Raw genomic sequence first — 16,409 nt, forward strand, 5'->3', positions numbered from 1 at the left:
TATGCGACGACTGCTCACGCTTTTTCTCATTCTGTCAGTCTTTGTATTCTTCAATCCGCATCCCGTATTTGCATCGACGATTGCGTTTGATGTCAGCGTTACAGGCAACGGGAATTTCCCCACCGTTACCGTCAACAGCGGAAATACCTCAGCAAGCGCAACGGTTGGTGTTGTATTTCTTCAGCAAAATGGAGCGAGTGACACTTCTTCGGGTGTTACATGGGACGGTCAAGCGATGACATTCATTGGAAATGTGAATAATACTCACGGCAGTATTGCATTATGGGCGATTAAAAGTCCTCATGCGGGGATTAAGAGTGTTGTTGCGAGCGGCACGGGGGTTGAGTCAGTGATTGTATTCATGGCGTCGTATACAGGACAAAATGCGCCAACACTCCCTACAACATTCATTTCAAATACTGGCGGGCCAGGAGCCGCTTCAATATCCCAAACACTCACGACTGTTGCTGATAATAGTTGGGTCGTGGAGATGGCATACAATGAATCAAGCAACGGATGGGCAACAACAGGAGCAACTGGGAGAGTGGATAACTCTGGAAGTGTAGGCTCCGCGTCGCGTGAATACGGCGACAGTAATGGCGTCGTGCATCCAGCGGGTGGTTTCACTGCTACCTATTCGAAGGCGGCTGCAATCGCAAGTGTCGGTATTTTGATGGCTGAATTGCCTGTGGGAGTCGCTGTAACATCCGCCGATCCATACTCTGACAGCAGCGCGGCGTTTCCATTCTTTTTTCCATAGTATGACGCCCACGCAAAAAGGAATTGCAATAGTCGTCGGCGCCATGACCTTCGCCAGTGCAGCACAAATATTAGGAAAAGCGGGCACGCCATTGGATTGCACAGGGGCGGTTACCAAGAACGTGTACGACACACCATCAGGCAGTCTCGATGATGGCTACTACGATCCAATGAATAGGATCGGTAGTCTACCTTCTGCAACTAGCGGTAAGGTTTCGATCGTTGCTAACATCATCGGGTCGCAAGATTACGAGGTGTGTCTGGATCAAAGCGGAACGAGGTTTGAATTTCCAATCACAAAAGCGGAATCAGATATTTACAAAGCGAATGGGCCGTTGCCTGCAAAAAGTATCTGATACACTAACTATATGTTCGGCAACGCTTCATATGGCTCAGTAGCATACGGATCGATCATAGGAACGCAGGCGGTCCAGATCACAACCACCTCAGGCCGGCCAACGACCATTCTTCTTACGCGGCGCGCGTCCTCTCCGCTGATGACCTCCCGTTTCCCCACAAGCACGCTCTTGACCTCGAAGGCACATACTGCCGTGCTATCCTAAAGGCATGAGAGCTCTCCAGGCGCCGACAGAGGATTTCATAAAGGGAGAAATGGGTATTCTCGATGCCGACGCAACTGCCGGATCGAACGTGACCCTTACATTGGTCAACAACAACGGTCTCGCAAATGCAGCGTTTCTAGCAGTCGGCCATGAAGGGAACGAGCTCTGTGAACTCGCGCAGATCAATCAAGCGGTCTCAGGAAGCACCAACATCCGCGTAGCAACACTGAAGTTCAATCATTCGAAGGGCGAGCCGATCAGGCTTTATCGGTACGACAAACGCAAGTTCTACGGCGCTACATCGGCTGCTGGTAGCTTCACAGAACTGACTGCAGAGGGCTCTCCGGTTCTCATCCAAGTCGACGACCCGATGGGTACGACACTCGAATACACCGGGAGCACGTACACCTATTTCAAAGCCACCTATTACAATTCGACGACTGCCGAGGAGACGGATGACGACGATGCTGAGGCGGTACTCGCGGATGAGAGTCTACGCTACGCCTCTCTCTACGCGATCAGGAAGCATGCGGGACTGGCGGGTAATCCACGCTACTCAGATGCACGTCTGGAAGTGAAGCGCAAGCAGGCTGAGAACGAGATCAATAGCGCTCTTGCAGCGAAGTATGTTATGCCACTTGCGGAGGTACCGGCGCTTCTCGGTCAAATCTGCGAGCTGCTTGCGGCGGGATATATCGACTACGAAGAATTCGGCAAAGACGGTGAAGGAGTGAAGTGGCTTGGCGAAGGTCGCGCGCTCATCAAATCAATCGCGAAAGGAACGCAAATCCTCATCGGCGCAGACGGTACAGAGCTCGAGCGTAACACGAAGGTCGGTGTACTGGACGGCTACCCGAATGACGAAGACACTGACGAGGCTCAATTCTCAATAGGCGACAGATTTTAATATGTATGGCATTTCAACTGGAATGGCGCATCGAAGGGGACAAGCAGCTCTCTCGAGTTCTCCTCGGTTTGGGATCGAGCATCAAGGATTTGTCCTATCCGTTCAAGGAATCTGCTCAGTATCTGAAGACTGTCTTTGCGCGGGATGTTTTCGAGTCACAAGGCGCAGCGATCGGCGAGAGATGGCAACGCCTCTCACCGTACACTGTTGCGCAGAAAGCGCGGCGGGGCTTTCCATCCACGCCTCTGATTGCATCGGGGCGGATGCAAGGAAGCTTTCAAGCGATAGTCTCGACGGACCAGGCGGTCATCTACAACACCGCTCCATACTTCAAATATCACCAGAGCAACAAACCGCGAGAGAGATTGCCACGTCGTGTGATGATGAAAATCGGGCAGTCTCAGCGCGAAGAAATAGTGAGATTCTTCCAGGCGCACTTACAAGCAGGAATGCATAACCCCTAATCTATGTCCGACTACTCAGACCCAGTAATTGAAAAGTACATCGCCCTCCTAAAAGCAAATGGCGCGTTGATTAAGACGTATTTCCAGGGCGAACCGATCAGGGTGCCCGGTGTCGATTTTCCGTACGCGATGATCTCGAAAAGAGAAACGCGCGTGGGCACGTTCACCAATACTGAGGACGAGCACGGAATAAGTATGTCCATCACCGTCGTGGCCGATATTCGCAATGACTTGTCCACAGATGAGAACGCGGGTGCGGTCAACGCCGGGATCGCTACATTGTACGAAATTATCGAGGGCCGCGACGCTGATTACAGCCTCAAAGACAATTCGGTGCTGTCGATTTTACGGCATAATACCTTGCTGGATTCGACATATGGCCTTCGCACTGATCTCGGCACAGTCACCAGAGTTGACTACGGTCTCACCCTGCAAAATCGCGCGCCCGAGCAGTGGTCGGTAGAGGCACGTGTGGATTTCGTCGCGACCTTCCACCAAGTGCGGTAGAATATACGTATGAAAGTGACTTCACGACGCTCCATTGATTTCCCCGGATTCGGATGGGCCATCTCCGCCGGAGAACATCGCGAGCTTCCTGAAAACAAAGAGCACCAAAAGATTATCCTCGCACATCCCCACATTACGAAGGTGGAGGATAATAAAAAAGCAGTCATCAAATAATGTATGGCAATCACCAGCGGAACACAGACCAATGTAGGCATCGGCATCGAAGCGACCGCAGGAACAGCAGTCGCTGCAACACACTTCCCGAAGTGGACTGAGCTTTCGCTGCAAGGGGTGTCCGAAAAAGAAATGCTCACATCCCAACGAGGTGTGCGCAACATGTCCTCCGACAGTATGATCAAGCGCAAATTCTCGCGCGGATCGATCGGCATAATTCCGAACGGCGACATCGCCCCGATATTCTGCTATCTCGCTCTCGGCAGTAAATCCACATCTGGCCCAACGGATGGCACCTACTCGCATACGTTCACTGTCCAGCAGACAAACGCCTCAATGAAAACGGCAACCATTCTTTCCGAGGATGGATCGATCGTCACCGAGCGTTTCGCGAATTGCGTCGTCAACGAGCTCGACCTTTCTGTTTCTGACTCATGGGCAAAGATGACTGCCCAGATACTTGGCGGCTATCCTGATACGGGCTCTGTAACGGAGTCATTTGCCCAGGAGAGCGAATACGCCTATCACCAAATGACGCTCAAGCTCGGCACATCTCTTTCTGCAGCAGCAGGAAATTCCGCTACTGCGATCAAGTCTTTCAATCTCAACATCAAGAATAACGTGCTCGTGGATGAGGCGTTTCTCTCAGGTAGCAACCAGCCGACCGCGTGGATTGCTGGCCGCTTCGAAGCCACAGGCTCCTACTCCCTCCAATTCTCAAGCACTACGGAGCTCGACAAATACAAGGCGAACACGAAGAACGCCGCTATCGTCACTTTCACCGGAGCCGTAACAGGTGGCGGGACTACGGCAGAAAGCATCACCATCAAGCTCGGTCGTCTGGTCCTTACCGGCGAGCCTATCGTTCATAACCTCGATGGCATCATCGTCCTAAATCAAACCTTCACAGTCGAATACGAGGCCACCGATAAAGAAGTTCAGGTCGTAGTCGTCAACGACACCTCGAGCTACGCATAATATGGCGGATCGACCAACACGAATAGTCAACACTGCAGGAGGGCACGAGATCGCTATGTTCACCTACATGACCGGGGGTGAATTCGAGCAGGTCCAAGACGTGTTCCTCAAGAAGATGGAAGTCGGCAGAATTGAGCGTGATGCTGCTGGCGGCGCGTCCGCCCAGCTCAGCGGCGTCACCGCTTCTATGGCCACGGAGTCTAGCCATCTTGCGATCAAAACCATGGTCGTTAGCGTAGATGGCAACAGAGACAATGTACTCGACGCAGTGCTCCAATTGCCGGTCAGCGATTACCGCGAAGTCGTCGCGGCCATCGACGAAGCGACCGGTGATAAAAAAAAATAGCAGAATCAATCGCGAGCTACGCGTCAGGGCAAATCAAAGGCCCCATGTTGATAGCGTTCATGTGTGAGCGCATGGGTTGGGATTTCACAACCTACTCGGCGCAGCCTAAGTGGTTTATAGACCTCCTCATTTCCAAGTACGATCTCGACGCGAAAAAGGAGAAGCAGGCCCGCGATCAGTTACAATAGACATATGTCCCTATTCGGATCATCCAGCGAGCAAGAAATACAGATCGTAATCAAGGCGCGCGATGAAGCCAGTAAGGCCTTGGATGACGCAAACGAGAAACTCAAGAAGATGAGGGGTAGTTTCGAATACGCCGTTTCCGCTTCCACGAAGTTCGCTATCGGTATCGGTGCTGCCGGCGTGGCCGTCGGAGCGTTTGGCGTTGCAGCTGTTAAGGCGGCAGCGGATGCGGAGACCAAGATAGCTAAAATGGACGCCACGCTTGCGACCATGGGTAAGACTGGCCTGGTCGCCCGCGATTCGATCCTCAAGGCTGCTGCGGCAACCACAAAGCTCGGCTTTGATGACGAGGATGCCGCGGTCTCTATTGCTAACCTCCTTCAGCGCACGGGCGATTTGAACGAAGCGATCAAGCTCAACGGCCTCGCAATGGACCTCGCGCGCGCGAAAGGTATTGATCTGGCGGACTCGCAAAAGCTCATCAGTCTGGTCATGTCTGGCAACCAGCGTGCTCTAAAGCTCTACGGAATTGAGATCAGCGACACCCTTACGCCGATGCAAGCACTCGCTGAGCTGCAGAAGAAGGTATCGGGCCAGTCCGAGGCGTTCGCTAATACGTTCCAAGGCCAGGTACAGATCTTTCACAAGGAGTTCGAAAACCTGGAAGAAAGCATCGGAACCCGCCTGCTGCCACTACTCACTGCGTTTTTGAAAGCGCTGAATCCGATCATTGAGAAGATCATGGAATGGGCCGATAACACGGCAGAGCTCGTTAAATGGCTGCAAAAGCACCAGACAATTCTTCTCATAATCGCAGGCGCCATTACGGGCGCGCTCATACCAGCCTTCATAGCCCTTGGCATCACGATTTGGACTGCTCTCATTCCGGCGATCGTCGCCGCGGCCATTGCGCTTGCGCCCTTCATCATCGGCGGCGCAATCGTCGGCGGCATCGTTGCTGGCGTACTCTGGATTATCAAACATTGGGACATGCTCAGGGACAAGGCCCTCGAGGTGTTCCAGCCGATTGCCGATCGGATACAGCGGCTCATCGATCTCTACAACAAAGCCAAAGGGATCATCGAGAAGCCGTTCCAGTTTATCGGTGACATTGCTGGTAAGGTCGGCTCGGCCATCGGAGCACCTGCGACCCAGAGTACCTTCCATGCTCTACCTAGCTTTGACAAAGGAGGCATTGTACCCGGTGCGCCTGGTATGCCCGTTCCGATTCTCGCGCATGGTCAGGAGCGGGTGATCCCTGTTGGAAATTCCGGCAGCTTGGGAAACACCTACCATTTCAATTTCAATGATGCCGTCGTTGGCGACGCTGGCATTCAGACGCTGATCAAGCAGACCATCGACACTATCAATCGTCAGAGCTCCCTCCGCACTGCAGGAGCATAGTACAATTGGCATATGGCATCGATCCAATTTGACGGAACAGAAATACTGACCTCCGCCTATATGCCGCAGTTCGTTAAGCACGAAACCGTCGCGGATCGATCAATAATCGCGCTGCCGCAAGCTCGAGATGACGGTGATATTTTCATTTCAGAGCGCTACGGAAGGAAGACCGTTAGGCTGCAGGGAACGCTTACAGCCGCCGACCAGGCAACGCTCGATGCCAATATCGACTCTTTCAAAGAGTTGTTCTCACGCCCTGAAAAGAACCTGGATGTTTCGTGGGGTGGTGGCACGATGCGCTTTGTTGCCACATGCACATCGCACGCGTTCGACCGAGACCACTACCACACCAATGCGGTTCCTTGGACGGCCGAGTTCACCGTCTCGTCCGGTGTAGGAAAAGACACGGCAACGACCACAGCCGCCAATGGCGTTGCAGTAGACACCACACGGCCCGTGGTGATGACGCGTTCGACAGGGGCTACGACCGCGGTAGATACACTCTCCCACGTCATTACATTGCCTTCTGGAATTCTCGAGAGTGAGATTCTTTTGTTGGTGTTCACGGTGGATGGAAACCCCACGTGCACCGCGCCGGCCGACTGGACAAAACTTGGACAGACGACAGATGGCACGAGCGCTGTGACGCAAGCCATCTTTTGGAAAGCGGCAGAGGGCTCAGATACCTGCACGATAACGACCAGTGCATCAGAACAAAGCACGCACGTAGTACTCAGAATTGCAAATGCCAACACACCGACGGGCACAGCGAGTACGGGAAATTCCACCAATTCAAACCCACCAGCACAGTCCGTAACGACTTCCGATATCCATATGTGGATCGCAACTCGTGGCGGCGACGCTCAGGTCGTCGCCACCGTTGCTCCCGCTGCATATTCAAACCTTCAGACTTCAACAGCCGCAGGCGCAAATGGCGCCAGCACAAATACAGCAGAACGCCTTCTGAATCCCAACCCCACGCTCGATGAAAATCCGGGCACATTTACCAGCAGCACCGAACAGTGGGTATCCTATACGATTGCCGTGCCCCCGCGAAACTTTTTCGCCTGCGATAGTGATCAGCAGTTCACCTTAGCCGGAAGCGCAATACCAAAGCCCGTCGTGACGCTCACGCTCTCAGGCACTCCGGACTCAACTATGCGGGGCTTTCAGTACACCGATGTGGACACAGGTGAACGCATCATCGTCACTCGCAACGTCAATATGTCGGGACTGTCAGGAAAGCAGATCGTCATCGACTTCGCCAACAAGAAAGTGACCGACAATTTATCGTCCACGGAACAGGTAGAAGGGCCGTTTTTTGGAATTTTCCCTCGGCTTAAGATTGGCGTGAATAATATCCGGATTCAGACAGGTGGTTTCATCAATCAAGCAACGAGCGATTACGCCGATACGACTCCCGCGCAAGGGGTTGCGTTGGTACATAATCTGAATTCCAGATGGTACGCACAAAGCTTTCAGGTACCGTATGCGGACGATACTTTCGGCGGCTTCGTGATCGGCCTCTGCAAACTCGGATCACCAGGAAATTTCACCTGGTACATCAAGAATGACAATGCAGGGGCCCCGGATTTTGGGGGCGCTACGATTGCGTCAGGGCCTATTGCGGCTACCGCAATCCCGGCCACACCCGACATGAGCTACGTCTACATTCCTGCCGGGTCCATATTTTCTCTCGATGCAAACACCAAGTATTGGTTGTGTTTTACTGCTGCATCTACGGACCCGTCGAACACTTATTTCATTTACGGTCCCGATTCTCCATATCTGGATTACGACAACGCACCGTACACAACTAACGTCAGAAGCACAGACTCGGGCAGCACGTGGCCGGCAGCAGGGCTCGAGAAGCTCTCATTTCGATTATTGATGGGTGGTTCGCCAAAGGCAACGACATTCACTCACACGGTCCAGTACACTAAGACGTATCTCTAATGACCTACGCACGAAAACAATTGCTCGCCAAGGTGTCGACGTCTAGCGGCACTTTCATCACGGCATGGACCAATATCCAATTCAATGGATACACGAAGACACTCAATGGTGGCTCGAGCGAATGCATCATCACGTACAACGTCGGATTTGACTACTCAGGCAGCGACCTCCGTGAAGGAAATGACGTGGAGCTCGTCATCTGCGACGCTGATACTTTAGCCCAGGATGCGAACGGCTTGCCGTACGGCATGACTCGCACGATCTATCGCGGATATATTTCACTTGTTGAACGTGATCTCGATGGATCAAGTGAGAAGGTAGTCGTGCATATTCTCGGATACTATACGCTTCTCGCGCTCGATATCCTCAAGGACGGCTCGCAGAGCACGCTTTACTCAAACAGCTCAACGGGCCTCACGACGACCGGCGCGAGCAATAATGCGGCCGACATTGGTCTCATAATGCGTGCAGTGATTGACCAATATGTGTCGGAGACGAGCAGCACGAAGATCCACTACAACTCAACTGACGATATACCGAACACGTCGACGACCGCCAAGTATATCTTTCAGCAAAAGACATACCGCGAAGCGATTGATGCGCTCAAGAGCCTCGCGCCCCAGAACGTGTACTGGTACTTCGATGAGGTGGGTAACTTCACGTTCAAAGAAATTCCGACTGAGCCAACTCATACATTCATTTTCGGTCGTCATTTCTCAAGAGTGCACGTAGAGAAATCACTCGAGAAACTTCGCAATTTCGTCCTCATCTATAACGGCGATTCATCGGGGGTTTATAACCACTACCAAGACGATGCCTCTGTTGCCATTTATGGCAGACGAGCTGAGCGCCTTACGGATCTGGGTATCAAAGACACAGGAGCCGCCGACCAGGCTGGCGCCAAGTTCCTTGCAGAGAACAAAGACCCGGCGCTTCGTCTTGTCTGCACCATCTTCGACAACAACAACTCAGAGGGTTTAGGGGCGGACATTGAGGACATCAATCCAGGCGATACCTGTCGCTTGGTGGGCTACAGTTCCAACCAGGACGACATCTTTCGCGACAATATGCTCATTACCGAAGTCCGGTATAGGCTTGAAAGCGTCGAGATCACCATCGAGCTCGTGAAAAGCAGTTTCATTGACACCCAGGCCAAGCAGGGTAGGCAAATTACAGATATCACCAGTGGAGGCTTTTCGATCCCCGAGACCTATTCCTAAGCTGTATAATTACTTTCATGAACTGATATGCCTCCTAAAGACCCTTCAGAAAAAATAGAATTTACAAACGATCACGACATTCTCATCTCCTTGTATGTCCTGGTCAATCAGCTCCGTGAAGAATTTAAAGAAGCGAAGAATGAATACGTTACACGGGCGGAATTTTGGCCTGTAAAAATGCTCGTGTATGGCTTTGTAGGTATCGTTCTCATAGCGGTGATAGGTGCACTCGTGGCGCTCGTCATCAGCACCAAAACAAATTCATGAACATCAACCCAGACACCTGCCGAATGGACCAAGGCTTCGGAGCAAATGCCAATTCGGCGTATGTATCAACCGGACTGAAAGGCCATCCCGCAATCGACGTCGATTGCGGTTACGGAAGCCTCATCCACTCCCCGTTTGACATGTATGTTTACAAGGTTCTGACCGTAGCCAATCCGGCAAACGACGGAAGCGGCTTTACCGGCGTTTTCGGCATCGTAGACAACGGAATTGAGCTCTACGAGTATCTGGTGGGCCATTGCGATCCTAAGTGCAGCCAGGGGCAGAATATTAAGGCTGGCGAGGTCATAGGGACCGAGGCGAACCACGGATTGGTCTTTTCTAGCGGCGTCCAGATAACCTTGGCCATGCAAAAGGCTGGCGACAAGCGCGGATCACATCGGCACTGTCAGAAGAGGGCGTTACGCAGGACGCCGCAGACTTCGCCCGATAAGAAGTACCTCAGCAGCTATTCCGATTGGCCAGCGGGATCGATCTATCGCGACACCGCCGGCTACTACTACGAAATTTGGGACTACGATTTGGGATACCACGGTTGCGTGGACCCAACGCAATCAATCTTCCAACGTACGCTTACGCTCGGCGCCATCGGGTACGATGTGTACGTCCTTCAGCGCCTAATGGTGAAACAAGGCGTCGCGACTTTCGAACCGACCGGATATTTCGGACAGCTTACGGTGGCAGCTCTCGGTGCGTTTCAGCGCAAGCTTGGCATCATGCCTGATGCTGGCTTCTTTGGTCCTAAGACTCGCCAGGTCGTGCGGGAGAGGTGGGGGCTCTGACTTATCCACCTCGGCTCCTGGACCGGCCGTTTCATGTCGTACACTTAAGGTATGACAAAATACATCTCACTCGCGTGGAATTGGCTCGTATGGTCGTCTGCTGATCCGACTGCGCGCTCCCTAACAGTCAAGGCCGGTCTTACTGCCCTAGTAACTTACGGCACCATGGCCGCTGGTCTTGCAAATATCTCTCTTCCGTCAGATCTTCTTACACAGCTCGTCGACTCTGTTGTTGCAGTAGTCCAAAGCGTGCTCGTGATCATTTCCTCTCTCGTCGCTATCGCCGCGCTGATCCGCAAGATCGTCCGCACAATCGACGGTACCCACGCCGGATTGCTTCAGTCCGATGCTACACTGGAGTAAGGATTGAACCCAGGAGGCGCGCGAATGCGCCCTGACCATTTCCCCAGGGGGGCTTGCGTTTCGGACCATCACAGGACGTTCCGGGTTGTGAATGTCCGGTAGTGCTGAAATGAATCATGAGCTACTCTAGTCCCTGCGACTTCGGCATCGACCACTCCAGTAAGTCAGTCATTCTTTTCAAAGGAGACTGCCCATGAAGCGTCTTGTCCTCGCAATACCGCTAGCGTTCGCGATCACAGCAAATTTGAACACCATCGCGCTTTCACAGGATGGCGTAACAGTCCTTTCGCAAGCCGTTAAGTGCCCCGTCCACGTCGGCTCCCCATCCACGTTCAATTGTCGTTTCAATACGTTAATCATCGACAAGAATCTAAATAGACGTGTCTCGTGCGACATTGCATTCATGATGCAATATCAGCGCAAGCTCACCAATAATTTGCAGACATGGGTTTCGCCGACTATATCGACCGGAACGGTGAATGACTGCTCCATACAACCGACCCTCGAGGTGCAGCACGACTCGATATATGAGGTGTCAACCCGTCGAGGAGGCGCTGATACTGAGTACGCTCCGATCTCTTATGTAATCTATACACCAAGCAAGATCACGTTTTGCTTCAATGCCGGGGCTTCACTAGGGGGCAGCTCAGAAACGATCTGCAGAGAGGCAACACTCCATTCTAGCTTCTGAGACATTTGATTGCAACCTGCGGTATGATCAAATGAGGATGCATCTAGAGCCTCGCGCAAATGCGAGGCTCGCCAATTTAGTGCGCGACGTCCTTCAGTTCACTTTTTAGATCGCCGAAATATTTCTCGGCAAGTCCCGAAAAGAACAGCGCCTCATCAGTGATCATCCTCAAGAGTACTTCCTCGTCGGGCATAGTCTCCCCTACGTCCTTGAGCCACGCAGGATCTAATGCAGTGTGCTCCAGTACTTCGATAAAGGCGCCCGCCCTTCTCAGCAGCGCGCGCGCGTCTGCTGACTCCGCCGTCGTTATCTCCAATTCGTTCGCCAGGTGATCACACAGCTTCACTAAGTGCTCAAACGTTGGCTTTGCTTCCGCGAACCAATTGACGGTCATAGCGACCTCCCGTTCTGATCGGGAAGAGTCTACTCCACCGCAATGGCTTGGCAAGATATCCACACCTCTAGCGTGACACGTGAAACCTCGTGCTACAGTTCTGGTATGCAAGTATCGAATGGCAATGAAGGATGCTCTTTGTGCGCAGATTCGATCTGTTCACAGCGAGCATTCGACACTTGCATGTTCAATGCGGAGAGAGCCGTCTAGAAATAGGCGGCTTTTTCTTTTGCATATTTGTACATTGACAGAGAAAACAGCGGAAGAGTTCAGGCGCACCGCTGTGGTTGGTTTCGAGAGGGAGAGTAGGAGAGCCTACATGCAGGAGTGAGCGAGAGTACCGAGTAATTCTCGGGAGGGTAGCCGATGCAGGATGTTAACAATGTCCACTCTCTCGCCCGAAGCCAATCAGCATAAATAAGCGTCTGCTAAAAACGAGATGGTTGATTTCGTTTTGGCGGTTCCGGTGGCGACGCCGCTACTCCAGAAACTAAGTACGGATGGCTTGCGCGCAGATTTCATAAGTGTCCGGACGTAAGGACCATAACGCCGCCAAAGCAAAGTCAATCATCGAAGTCGTAGCTGGGGTATAGATGAGAAAGGAGGGTAAAAGGCCACACGTCCTCCCTCCCATCCAATCTGTGTCTCAGCACGAAAAGAAGCACTCACAGCCCTTTGGAAAAGGCCCGGCTTCATCAAATCTCTGTCTAAATAGTTTTCCTCGAGAGCTCCCATTGGGAGTGACGTGTCATGCGTCAGCCTATGCTTGTTGTTCACTTAGTGAGCGGCGGGCTCTGAGACCACGCGATCCTCATGATCATAATGGCAGCCTGGGGATAGTCCAAGCAAGAGTAGCCGCCATCACCGTTGTCAAAGAACTAGCGTTGCCACACTAGAGAGAAACGAATGACCCCATTTGGTAATGGCGGCTTTCTTGCGTACAGCGTTGCACACGTAGACGTCGCTTTAATCTAGATAGCGAAACGGTAGTACGCGGAACGATCCGAATCTTCGAGGTCGGGGGGCACTGCTTTAATGGCTGGACTCATCCAGCGACAAGTACCCCTTCTCGTCGGACCGCGACACCTTACATGTTCGCGACTCTTGACATCAACTGTAGAAAAACGTGCGTCCCGCTCGCGCTTGCCATTCTATAAATGTCGGAACGCTTCCACTCACGTGGGTCAGAAGGACCATGAAACACACCCCTTCACTGTCTGCCCCCCTCCAGTGATCCACCTCGCGCTTCCAGCGCTTTGCAATTGCTCACTTTTCCGCATCCATTCCGTCAGGCACTCCCGTTCTGACTTCCTACTGGCCTGCACTTCCTGCGCTGCCCTTACGCTCCGCTCAGGGACAGGGACAAGGACATGTTCAAGGACAACCCCAGTAGGAAGTCAGAACGCTCGTTGACGGACAATGCGGACAGTACTCACCCTTACACTACACAGCGCGTTCCAGTTCCTCGCTGAGTGTGCAGTGACACAGTTCAAAGACGACAATCCCTTTTCCCGCGCCACGCTAGCCTTGCAAGTTTTCACTATTGAATTAATCTGCCCGGAACAATGGGAGGCAGATCATGGAGGCAATCAATTCCTACGACGATGTGGTCTATCTCGAGAAGCGAAAGCAGATCGTTGCCGTCTTCGTCGCATCCGGCCTCGACACAGGGGCTGTGAAGTGGGTCTTCGATACGTGGTTTGAACTTGGCCGAAGATCAGGCGATCGATGGCATATTGTTGTTCCACTAAACAAGCTTCCCATCGATGAGAATGATACGTCTGTTCTCGTTCCCATGAACTTCAACACCGCGCTAGCTAAAGAGATGCGGGATGTTTACGGAGTTGAGGACAAGGACACGCCGGCACTTGTGTTTGACGACTTCAATGATGGCGCGCATCAAATGCAGGTCAGTTTGGCAGACGAAACCGAGCGAAAGAATATTATCCTCGCAATAGACGAATTCATGCGAGAGGCCACTCCGGAAGGTAAGCAGCTCACGGACCAGGACCGAATGCAAATGACGGGAAATCTCGTCAGACATCTTCAAATGCGCAGTATAAGAAGCGGTGCATTTACCTTTGCAAAGAACTCAGGAAGTGCTCTTTTTAAGATAGCCTTCCAGTCGGCTTTTAAAACGGCCGCGCACTCTGCCGGGCTTCCAATCTAACGCGGTGCGTTCCGCGATTTGATCGCCTCTTCAATGAACGCGTAGTGCAGCCAGGGTGTAAAATCTAAGTAGGGAGTTCTTTGGTCCCGGACCACACACGACCGCCGCGCCCGTATCAGCGCACAGCTTTCCAACCGCAAGAACTGACATTGAGCTGGCGCGGCACGTGATATAATTTACATATGCAAGACGGAGCACTTGGATTCTAATATGCAAGACGTAAGCACCACGTAGCTCTCTTTCATTCCGGCGATCTTTAGTGGCCGGATAAAAGATGGCTCATTCTTATATTATCGGCGCGACCGGAGTTGGAAAATCAACGCTGCTCAAGCAGCTCATCCCTGACCGCGCCTTCTGTCTGATCGACAAGCACGGCACTCTCGCGCGCGAGATCGCAGACAGCCGCGAGTGCGTTTACTGGAAGCCGTCAGACCTCACCGCGCTGATCGGTCTCAACCCACTGCAAGATGTCCATCCAGACCTGAGATGGAAAGTCACCGCCGATGTGGTGGCTATTTTTGCTGATGTTTGGAAGCTCGGACCTGAGACGCCTCGGCTTCTATACTACTTGCGAGCTTCGTTGCGGCTTCTGCTCGACACGCCTGGCACATCCTTGTTGGATATTCGGCGTATTCTTTCTGACAGCACGTACAGAGCCCGCCTGGAAAAGAAGTGTACCGATAGAGAGACTCGTCAAACATGGAGAGAGTTCTACAACAAAACAGAAAAGCAGCAAGCTGAGGAGATCGGAAGCCTGCAGAACAAAGTGGCCGCTCTCGCAGATCCCCTTCCGCTCCGCTACATTCTCGGACAGTCCACTACACTGCACATCGACACTCTTCTTGAGAAAGGTACGCCGCTCGTCATTGATTTATCAGACCTCGGAGACGAGCCCGCCGCCCTCATTGGCGCACTGGTCATCAATTCTTTTAAGCAAGCGGCAGAAGCGCGAATCTCAACTAACTCGGGACTTAGTGCATATCCACCAATCGAATATCAACTAATTATCGACGAGTTTCCGGTCTTCGGTACGCATGTGATCTGCAGCATTCTCTCCGAGGCAAGGAAGTGGAAGCTCAACCTCACACTTGCCCATCAGTTCATCTCTCAGCTTTCCGACGAAGTGAGAGATGCAATCCTGGGAAACTGCGAGACGTTGATATCTTTCCGTATCGGTCCTGAAGACGCGCCACTGATCGGCAAGGCTCTCGACTGGAATGCAACCGATCTGATGAATTTAGGAATTGGTCAGTACCGCTTTGTCTCGACGCTCAACGGCCGGAGAACGGATGCGACGCTTGCCAGGACGGAGGTGGTGGAGTTGGAGACGGGACATCTCGACAAGAACATCCGCAACACCGCTGCGAACTTTGGAAGGCCGCGTGAGCTTGTTGAAAAGATGCTTTCTAAATCTCCTCGGGGCTGGGGGAATTGGGACAGGAACTGTTAGCTGAATTGGCTGCCTTCGCCTAATATCTGGGCGACTAGCACAAAAGCGACGATTGGTCTGAATACCTTACCTGTACGCTTTTACTTTGAGGAAAGGTGAATCCCATGCGCGCATTTATAGCATTAGTCGCCCTGAGCCTCATGTGCTCCGGCAGCCTTGCGTACGCTGATAAACAAGCGGACAAAGATTATGCCGTGGCCATTAATGTGTCGATAGCTGCAAACGACGCAGCGTCTCACGCAGCAGGACGATATCGGATGGAAGCGTGCTCAATTCTCGAGCCAGATTCCAAGGACAAAAAGGTCTGCCAACTGATGTGGGAGACGGTCATCGCTCAGAGAAGCGTTGAAAAGGGCATTTTGATTTCGTGGCTGCTCGCGCTTGAACTCGATCGCCTTGATCTGCGCGTGATGATTACGGACAAATACGCTCCAGCTTCCAGGTACAATGCTATACGAGAGGAAACAAATCGCATGGCCGATGAGCTCAAGAAGATCTATCCGAACCCCAAGGCGTCAGTTGGGAAGTAGCGGGCTGGGGGCGCGGTAATGCAACGGTCACTAGGAACTGTGGATAGCGCCGAGCCGCTTGTAAGCGCATGCTATCATTGGTGCATGAACGTCTCTCAAGAAACGCGCGAGCAGATTATAAAACAGCATCGAAGCGAGAACGCAAAAAAGGCGCGTGCCACGTTAGAAACAAAATACGGCGCTGACTATTTTCAAAAGCTCGGTGCAAAAGGTGGCTCCAAACCTAAGAAAAAGAAGCGAGTGTAGTTATCCACCTCCAAGCGCTTGACCGCTTTCTTAT

Annotated in this window: 18 protein-coding genes; 17 read left to right on the top strand and 1 reads right to left on the bottom strand. The window is 52.4% G+C overall.

Annotated elements, in window-relative coordinates; translation table 11 throughout:
* Position 1 precedes the first annotated feature (1 nt).
* From AC0L30_RS21425 to AC0L30_RS21485, 13 genes are all read left to right on the top strand, one after another.
* Complete coding sequence (locus tag AC0L30_RS21425) at positions 2-760, top strand: hypothetical protein (RefSeq protein WP_473405130.1); 759 nt, start codon at positions 2-4, stop codon at positions 758-760.
* A gap of 43 nt (positions 761-803) precedes the next feature.
* Complete coding sequence (locus AC0L30_RS21430; protein ID WP_473405131.1) at positions 804-1,115, top strand: hypothetical protein; 312 nt, start codon at positions 804-806, stop codon at positions 1,113-1,115.
* A 256-nt stretch (positions 1,116-1,371) separates the two neighbouring features.
* Entirely contained in the window at positions 1,372-2,229 is an 858-nt protein-coding gene (locus AC0L30_RS21435; protein ID WP_473405132.1) for a phage protein Gp36 family protein, read from the top strand.
* Positions 2,230-2,234: 5 nt separating this feature from the next.
* Positions 2,235-2,693 (top strand): phage virion morphogenesis family protein, encoded by a 459-nt coding sequence (locus AC0L30_RS21440; protein WP_473405133.1) that lies wholly within the window; start codon positions 2,235-2,237, stop codon positions 2,691-2,693.
* Positions 2,694-2,696: 3 nt separating this feature from the next.
* The gene (locus AC0L30_RS21445; RefSeq protein ID WP_473405134.1) at positions 2,697-3,200 is read left to right on the top strand and encodes a hypothetical protein; all 504 of its coding nucleotides are present in this window, start codon (positions 2,697-2,699) and stop codon (positions 3,198-3,200) included.
* Between the two features lie 9 nt (positions 3,201-3,209).
* Entirely contained in the window at positions 3,210-3,374 is a 165-nt protein-coding gene (locus tag AC0L30_RS21450) for a hypothetical protein (RefSeq protein WP_473405135.1), read from the top strand.
* A 3-nt stretch (positions 3,375-3,377) separates the two neighbouring features.
* Positions 3,378-4,352 carry a phage tail tube protein gene (locus AC0L30_RS21455; protein ID WP_473405136.1) on the top strand — a complete coding sequence of 325 codons (975 nt, stop codon included), beginning with the start codon at positions 3,378-3,380 and terminating at the stop codon, positions 4,350-4,352.
* A 55-nt stretch (positions 4,353-4,407) separates the two neighbouring features.
* Positions 4,408-4,698: a hypothetical protein gene (locus AC0L30_RS21460; RefSeq protein ID WP_473405137.1), complete on the top strand. Its 291-nt coding sequence runs from the start codon at positions 4,408-4,410 to the stop codon at positions 4,696-4,698.
* Between the two features lie 192 nt (positions 4,699-4,890).
* Positions 4,891-6,288 (top strand): hypothetical protein, encoded by a 1,398-nt coding sequence (locus AC0L30_RS21465; RefSeq protein ID WP_473405138.1) that lies wholly within the window; start codon positions 4,891-4,893, stop codon positions 6,286-6,288.
* Between the two features lie 12 nt (positions 6,289-6,300).
* Positions 6,301-8,244 (top strand): hypothetical protein, encoded by a 1,944-nt coding sequence (locus AC0L30_RS21470; RefSeq protein WP_473405139.1) that lies wholly within the window; start codon positions 6,301-6,303, stop codon positions 8,242-8,244.
* Positions 8,244-9,464: a hypothetical protein gene (locus tag AC0L30_RS21475; protein WP_473405140.1), complete on the top strand. Its 1,221-nt coding sequence runs from the start codon at positions 8,244-8,246 to the stop codon at positions 9,462-9,464. Before AC0L30_RS21470 ends, AC0L30_RS21475 begins: the two co-directional genes overlap by 1 nt.
* Positions 9,465-9,491: 27 nt before the next feature.
* Positions 9,492-9,731: a hypothetical protein gene (locus AC0L30_RS21480; RefSeq protein ID WP_473405141.1), complete on the top strand. Its 240-nt coding sequence runs from the start codon at positions 9,492-9,494 to the stop codon at positions 9,729-9,731.
* Positions 9,728-10,531, top strand: coding sequence for a peptidoglycan-binding protein (locus AC0L30_RS21485; protein ID WP_473405142.1), 804 nt, complete (start codon positions 9,728-9,730; stop codon positions 10,529-10,531). Before AC0L30_RS21480 ends, AC0L30_RS21485 begins: the two co-directional genes overlap by 4 nt.
* A gap of 1,130 nt (positions 10,532-11,661) precedes the next feature.
* Here the strand turns inward: AC0L30_RS21485 and AC0L30_RS21490 are convergent.
* Positions 11,662-11,979: a hypothetical protein gene (locus tag AC0L30_RS21490; RefSeq protein ID WP_473405143.1), complete on the bottom strand. Its 318-nt coding sequence runs from the start codon at positions 11,977-11,979 to the stop codon at positions 11,662-11,664.
* Between the two features lie 1,579 nt (positions 11,980-13,558).
* On the opposite strand from AC0L30_RS21490, the gene AC0L30_RS21495 reads away from it, so the two are divergent.
* From AC0L30_RS21495 to AC0L30_RS21510, 4 genes are all read left to right on the top strand, one after another.
* Complete coding sequence (locus AC0L30_RS21495; RefSeq protein WP_473405145.1) at positions 13,559-14,149, top strand: hypothetical protein; 591 nt, start codon at positions 13,559-13,561, stop codon at positions 14,147-14,149.
* A gap of 274 nt (positions 14,150-14,423) precedes the next feature.
* Positions 14,424-15,599, top strand: a complete 1,176-nt coding sequence (locus AC0L30_RS21500; RefSeq protein ID WP_473405146.1) for a type IV secretory system conjugative DNA transfer family protein — start codon at positions 14,424-14,426, stop codon at positions 15,597-15,599.
* A 104-nt stretch (positions 15,600-15,703) separates the two neighbouring features.
* Positions 15,704-16,129 carry a hypothetical protein gene (locus AC0L30_RS21505; protein WP_473405147.1) on the top strand — a complete coding sequence of 142 codons (426 nt, stop codon included), beginning with the start codon at positions 15,704-15,706 and terminating at the stop codon, positions 16,127-16,129.
* Positions 16,130-16,213: 84 nt separating this feature from the next.
* Positions 16,214-16,375 carry a hypothetical protein gene (locus tag AC0L30_RS21510; RefSeq protein ID WP_473405148.1) on the top strand — a complete coding sequence of 54 codons (162 nt, stop codon included), beginning with the start codon at positions 16,214-16,216 and terminating at the stop codon, positions 16,373-16,375.
* The last annotated feature ends 34 nt before the right edge of the window (positions 16,376-16,409 follow it).

This window comes from Bradyrhizobium sp. MI1.11 (assembly GCF_055811255.1).

Excerpts from the sequence above, each read along its gene's own strand:
- AC0L30_RS21425 (WP_473405130.1), top strand. The coding sequence starts at position 2 with ATGCGACGACTGCTCACGCTTTTTCTCATTCTGTCAGTCTTTGTATTC.
- AC0L30_RS21430 (WP_473405131.1), top strand. The coding sequence starts at position 804 with ATGACCTTCGCCAGTGCAGCACAAATATTAGGAAAAGCGGGCACGCCA.
- AC0L30_RS21435 (WP_473405132.1), top strand. The coding sequence starts at position 1,372 with ATGGGTATTCTCGATGCCGACGCAACTGCCGGATCGAACGTGACCCTT.
- AC0L30_RS21440 (WP_473405133.1), top strand. The coding sequence starts at position 2,235 with ATGGCATTTCAACTGGAATGGCGCATCGAAGGGGACAAGCAGCTCTCT.
- AC0L30_RS21445 (WP_473405134.1), top strand. The coding sequence starts at position 2,697 with ATGTCCGACTACTCAGACCCAGTAATTGAAAAGTACATCGCCCTCCTA.
- AC0L30_RS21450 (WP_473405135.1), top strand. The coding sequence starts at position 3,210 with ATGAAAGTGACTTCACGACGCTCCATTGATTTCCCCGGATTCGGATGG.
- AC0L30_RS21455 (WP_473405136.1), top strand. The coding sequence starts at position 3,378 with ATGGCAATCACCAGCGGAACACAGACCAATGTAGGCATCGGCATCGAA.
- AC0L30_RS21460 (WP_473405137.1), top strand. The coding sequence starts at position 4,408 with ATGTTCACCTACATGACCGGGGGTGAATTCGAGCAGGTCCAAGACGTG.
- AC0L30_RS21465 (WP_473405138.1), top strand. The coding sequence starts at position 4,891 with ATGTCCCTATTCGGATCATCCAGCGAGCAAGAAATACAGATCGTAATC.
- AC0L30_RS21470 (WP_473405139.1), top strand. The coding sequence starts at position 6,301 with ATGGCATCGATCCAATTTGACGGAACAGAAATACTGACCTCCGCCTAT.
- AC0L30_RS21475 (WP_473405140.1), top strand. The coding sequence starts at position 8,244 with ATGACCTACGCACGAAAACAATTGCTCGCCAAGGTGTCGACGTCTAGC.
- AC0L30_RS21480 (WP_473405141.1), top strand. The coding sequence starts at position 9,492 with ATGCCTCCTAAAGACCCTTCAGAAAAAATAGAATTTACAAACGATCAC.
- AC0L30_RS21485 (WP_473405142.1), top strand. The coding sequence starts at position 9,728 with ATGAACATCAACCCAGACACCTGCCGAATGGACCAAGGCTTCGGAGCA.
- AC0L30_RS21490 (WP_473405143.1), bottom strand. The coding sequence starts at position 11,979 with ATGACCGTCAATTGGTTCGCGGAAGCAAAGCCAACGTTTGAGCACTTA.
- AC0L30_RS21495 (WP_473405145.1), top strand. The coding sequence starts at position 13,559 with ATGGAGGCAATCAATTCCTACGACGATGTGGTCTATCTCGAGAAGCGA.
- AC0L30_RS21500 (WP_473405146.1), top strand. The coding sequence starts at position 14,424 with ATGGCTCATTCTTATATTATCGGCGCGACCGGAGTTGGAAAATCAACG.
- AC0L30_RS21505 (WP_473405147.1), top strand. The coding sequence starts at position 15,704 with ATGCGCGCATTTATAGCATTAGTCGCCCTGAGCCTCATGTGCTCCGGC.
- AC0L30_RS21510 (WP_473405148.1), top strand. The coding sequence starts at position 16,214 with ATGAACGTCTCTCAAGAAACGCGCGAGCAGATTATAAAACAGCATCGA.